Source organism: Streptomyces sp. NPDC002868 (genome assembly GCF_055563295.1).
Genome location: NZ_JBVHDR010000070.1, coordinates 1 through 4,724, shown reverse-complemented (window position 1 = coordinate 4,724; position 4,724 = coordinate 1). Strand labels below are relative to the sequence as shown.

3 protein-coding genes and 3 pseudogenes are annotated in these 4,724 nt (G+C 67.2%); 3 read left to right on the top strand and 3 right to left on the bottom strand.

Going from position 1 to position 4,724, the window contains the following annotated elements:
- Window positions 1-396, bottom strand: a pseudogene (locus ACZ3H8_RS40625) (hypothetical protein); the annotation flags it as partial.
- Window positions 397-770: 374 nt separating this feature from the next.
- On the opposite strand from ACZ3H8_RS40625, the gene ACZ3H8_RS40620 reads away from it, so the two are divergent.
- From ACZ3H8_RS40620 to ACZ3H8_RS40610, 3 genes and pseudogenes are all read left to right on the top strand, one after another.
- Entirely contained in the window at window positions 771-1,736 is a 966-nt protein-coding gene (locus tag ACZ3H8_RS40620) for an endonuclease/exonuclease/phosphatase family protein (RefSeq protein WP_467410386.1), read from the top strand.
- 231 nt (window positions 1,737-1,967) lie between these two features.
- Window positions 1,968-2,531, top strand: a pseudogene (ku, locus tag ACZ3H8_RS40615) (non-homologous end joining protein Ku); the annotation flags it as partial.
- Between the two features lie 732 nt (window positions 2,532-3,263).
- Window positions 3,264-3,638: a hypothetical protein gene (locus ACZ3H8_RS40610; RefSeq protein ID WP_467410383.1), complete on the top strand. Its 375-nt coding sequence runs from the start codon at window positions 3,264-3,266 to the stop codon at window positions 3,636-3,638.
- Window positions 3,639-3,870: 232 nt separating this feature from the next.
- Here the strand turns inward: ACZ3H8_RS40610 and ACZ3H8_RS40605 are convergent, their stop codons facing one another.
- Together ACZ3H8_RS40605 and ACZ3H8_RS40600 are read right to left on the bottom strand one after the other, a co-directional pair.
- Window positions 3,871-4,317 (bottom strand): hypothetical protein, encoded by a 447-nt coding sequence (locus ACZ3H8_RS40605; protein ID WP_467410381.1) that lies wholly within the window; start codon window positions 4,315-4,317, stop codon window positions 3,871-3,873.
- Window positions 4,318-4,407: 90 nt separating this feature from the next.
- Window positions 4,408-4,635 (bottom strand): annotated as a pseudogene (locus tag ACZ3H8_RS40600) (transposase family protein); the annotation flags it as partial.
- Window positions 4,636-4,724 lie beyond the last annotated feature (89 nt).

The window sequence follows — 4,724 nt, the reverse complement described above, 5'->3', positions numbered from 1 at the left end:
GACGCTGTCGGGGTTGGTCTGGCGGCCGCGGGCGTGGACGCGCAGCCGGTACCAGCCCGGTCCGGCTGCGCTGAGAAGGGGAAGGGTGGTGACGGCTCCTTGTTCGAAGGAGTCGACGCGCAGGTGGCCGTGAGGAGCGTGCACGCTGGCCTCGACGACTTCGTCCCAGGAGCTGTCGTCTTCGTGGGGTGCTGAAGTGGTCAGGTCGACGCGTACGCGAACGTAGCCGGTGTGGATGCCGGTGCTGATCACCGCGCCGTGGGACATGACGTGCTCGCGCCGCCTCTCCGACAGTGCCCCGGCCGACGACTCCACCGGCAGGACCTCGGCACGCCGCTGCTCGATCTCCGAAGCCTTCCGGGCGGCGGCCCGCGCGTTCTTCAGCCAGATGCCCACCGTCGCCCCTGGTAGGTGGCGTCCAAGGGCGCAGGCAGATAGCCGTGTTCGGCGGCTCACCCACGGGCCGGGCCCGCAACGTCCACCTGGCCCTCAGCCGCAGCCGCGAGCTGACCGACCCCATCACCGTCAAACCTCCGCAACCGCGCAGGCCAGGCCGACGACGACCTGGCCGCCATTGACACGGAGGCCTGGGTGCCGAGCTTGCGGTCTGGAACCTGATCACCGGGTTCTGCGTCGTATCGGGCACGTCGTGCTCATGGCTGCGGGGCGAGGACGTGTCCGAGGGGGATGGGTGAGACTTGGTGGAGCGGGCGAACAGCTGCGTGGCGCCGGGGTCAAAGACTGCGGCGCTCCGGCGGTGGCTGCGTCCCATCGACTGGTGGCGGTGGGGCAAGGATGCGCGAGGCCGGTCACCCTGGGCGCGTGGGCGTGTTCTCGCATTGCTTGCCGTGCTGACCGCCGGCCTACTGGCGTTCCACGCCGCTGTGCCCAACACCGTAGGCCGCCTCGGCAGCCTGTTGGAGGCATTCCTGCCCTGGCTCGGCCTGGCCATTCCGGTGTTGCTCGGCCTGGCACTGCTGCGCCGCTCGGGCACCGCGCTTGTGGCCCTACTGCTGCCCGCAGCCGTTTGGGCGAACCTCTTTGGCGGGCTGCTTGTCGCCGGGGACCGCGGCGCGCACGACATCATGGCGCTCCAGCACAACGTCAGTGACGAGAACATCGACCCCGCGGGTACCGCGGTTGCACTGATCGAGTCCGCACCGGATCTCGTCGCTCTGGAAGAGCTGACGCCCTCCGCGTTGCCGGTGTACGAGACAGCCCTGGCGTCGGACTACCCGTACCACGTGGTCGAAGGCAGTGTCGGACTCTGGTCGAGGTACCCGCTGGCAGAGGTCCGGCCGATGGACATCAAGCCGGAGGGGATCGGGGAGGGCTGGAGCCGTGGGTTGCGGTCCAGCGTACGTACGCCATGGGGCGAGATCGCGGTGTACGTCGCCCACCTGCCCTCGGTCCGAGTCCGATTGAACGGTTTCAGTTCCGGTTGGCGGGACGAAAGCGCTGGACTGCTGGGCGCGGCCATCGCCGCCGAGAAGCTGGACAGGGTGATCCTGCTGGGTGACCTGAACAGCACGGTGGACGACCGTGGGCTGGCCCCGGTCACCTCGCAGATGAACTCGGCAGGGCGGGGCTTCGCTTTCAGCTGGCCTGCGGCTTTCCCCGCGTCCCGGATCGACCACATCATGACCCGCTCTGCGACCGTTGCCGACGTCTGGACTCTGCCCGCCACCGGCAGCGACCACCTGCCGATCGCCGCCGGCATCAAGTTTGGACCCTGATTGCTGAGCGCGCCTGTTGACGAGTCCCGGCAAGTACGGCGCTCAGTCACAGGACGCCGGGTGAACTCGTGTGCCAGGGTCGACGGGGACGGCATGGAACGCTCCTGGTGGAGCAATCGCCGCGCGCCAGTCGGCCCGGGTGTGCACTGTTGGGTCATGCGCGCCCTTTGGACAGGTCAGGTCACCTGCGGAATGGTCAGCGTGCCGGCGCGTTTGTAGGCCGCGACCGAGGACCCGCGCCCGCGGATGCACCAGGTCCACACCGCCGATGGGGCCAGAATTCCACACCGAAGGGTGTGCGAAGCCGAAGCCCGCGAGGTGAGCGAAGCCGAGATCAGCAGGGGCTGGGAAGCGCCGGACGTACGCATGGTCGTCCTGCGCGATGAGGACCTGGACCACTTGCCTCTGGCCACCCGCAAGACGGTGGAGATTGTGGGCTTTGTCGGTGAGCAGGACGTCGACCCGTTGCTGTATGACCGGGGCTACTTCGCCGGCCCGGACGGACCGGTTGCCCAGCGCCCCTACGCTCTCCTGGTCGAAGCACTCGTCCGCATCGGCCGCGTCGGCATCGCCAAGTTCGCCGTCCGCACCCGCGAGCGCCTGGCCGTGCTGCGCCCACGCCGCGGCATTCAGGTGGTCCATGCCCTGCGGTGGCCCCAGGAGCTCCGTGAGCCCGGCGACATGGTTTCGAGTGCGCCAGTGACCGAGCGGGAGTTGGAGCTCGCCGAGGTGCTGATCGGGCAGCTGACCGGGGTGGAAGTGTTCTTCGCGCTCAGCATGTCTCATGAGACATAGAGCTGGTGACGAGTCACGCGCTTGGCCTGGGAGGCAATGACGTTGGCGAAGTCCTAGGGAACGCCAAGTCTTAACGGTCGGCTGACACAGCTGGAGGGAACTGTTGCGAGCCGGGGGTGTTTGGGGCAGACGCCGGCCGGCCCGATGCCCCAGTGCCCGAGGGGCGATACTGAGTGGCATGGCCGTGTCCTCCGCATCCTCGGCGCCGAGCTCGCTGCGGTCTCTGCTCAGACACGGCCCCGGGTCGGTTCGAGCAACTTGGGACCTTCTGTAGCACGACTCCCTAAAGACGTCCTTCCCCAGAGTGGCGGCGGCGACAAAGAAGGAGAGCACGGCCACGATCAGCGCCGAGAAAGCGATCTTGTCGGCGCTGGCCGCCCGGTTCCACCAAGCGCCATGAGGTACCTCGGCCGTTGGTCTGAGGAGGGCACGGTTTGCCCTTCTGGCAATCTTCACGCCGATCCCAACAAAGCCTAGGCCAACCATCCCAACGACCGCCTGAGCAGTTGGCGCCTGCCAGTACCCTGGGCATCCCTCATCAGCGGAGACCGTGTCCGCCAAGTAGATGCCCATGACGAGAAGCGGCACCAGGACCACAAGCGCAAGGACGTTCTCCCGGCGCGACTTCCTCTTCGCTTCCTCACTCTTGACTAGCCTCCCGCCAGTGCCTTTGAGGAGCAGTTCGACGCGGGCCGCCTGTCCATGCACCCACGTGGCGTCGCGACCGGATACTTGAACCTCGACCTGTTCGGAGTCGAGATTGATGGTGACCTTTCGGTCGCCGGTGCTGTCTGCGGCTTCGAGCACCAGGTTGTCCCAGACGTCCAGGTTGCCGCTGGCATTCGAGTTGCGAACGTGGTCTACCAGGTCAGTCAGAGATCCCGCGCTGTAGCGGCTGCTGCCGCGTTGCGTGGATATGAAGATCGACGTGGCAGGGGTGCCTTCGGCGGCAAGGCTGAAGAGACGGTTGAGTTCGCTCTTGCCGAGTCTGCAGGTCAGGTACACCTTGCGGACTTCATCGTGCTGGGTAGGGGCGACCATGCTCCGATACTGATGGGCAGCTTGGAGTGTTGCCCGGAGCCAGGCAGATCGGTGACCAACTTGTAGCTCATTGGCCGACGTTGGACTCTGGCGCTGTCGCACTCGCGCGATCCGTTCTGCCGCTTCACCACCAGCCAGGTGTTCACCAGGCTGATCGAGGCCCGCGCTCACGCCCGCGAGAGCGACCCCAAGGCTGCCTCCAGGGCCCTGGCCGCCTCGGACCTCCTCGACCAGGTGAAGGCCGACAGCGGCGACGAGCTCGCCCAGGATGAAGCACGAGGGGCATCTGGCCTGCGGCTTAGCGGCGTTGGCGAGGGCCGCGCGGGCGAAGGGGCGTGACGGTGGTCGAGGTGTCCTTGTTGAGCTGCTGCCGCAGGGCTTCGTTGTCGTGGAAGAGGGCAGCGATCGCGGTGTGGGCGGCCTTGAGTTTGTTCTCCAGGAGCGTGCATTCCTGGGTCTTCGCGGTCAGTCGCTTCTTGAGTTCGGCGATAGTCGCGTCGCGCTTGGCCTCGCCGGGGGTGGCCTTGCCGTGGGCGGCGAGGTGCGCGTCCCATTCAGCCAGGATCTTGTGCGCGCGATTCATGGTCGCCCGGCTGACCTGGGCTTCTTTGTAGAGGTTCTCTTTCGTGAGGCGGCCGTCGGTCCGTTGCGGGCGGCCTTCGAAGAGGCGGGTCATCGCGGCCCGCAGCGCGGCGGCGGTTTTGGGGCTGACCTGGTCTTCGGGGGCGCCGGTGGGGTGGGTCACTGAGGTTCCCCCGCCATCCTGAGCACGTTGTAAAGCGTGTTGCAGAAGGCCGTGTTTGGGCAGGTCAGGGCGGCTTCTGAGTAGTTCTGTTCATGCGGCGAGGGCGAGGTTGTGCATGTGGGCGACGGCTTGGACCGCGTGGTGGAGACCGCTGCCGCGCTGTCGGCAGTCTCGGAGGATCTTGTAGTGCTTCATGCGGGCGAAGGCGTGCTCGACGCGGGCGCGGACCCTGCGGTGCTCGGCGTTGTCTTCTTCCTCGCCGGCCAGGAGTGGTCGGCCGGGGCGTTTGCGGTGCGGGACGACGAGGCCGGTATGGACGCCACCGAGATCAGGGTCCGCAGGCCCTCCGCACACCGCGGCGGACGCAGCCGCTTCATCTCCGGCAAGAGCCGCATCAACGCGATGAA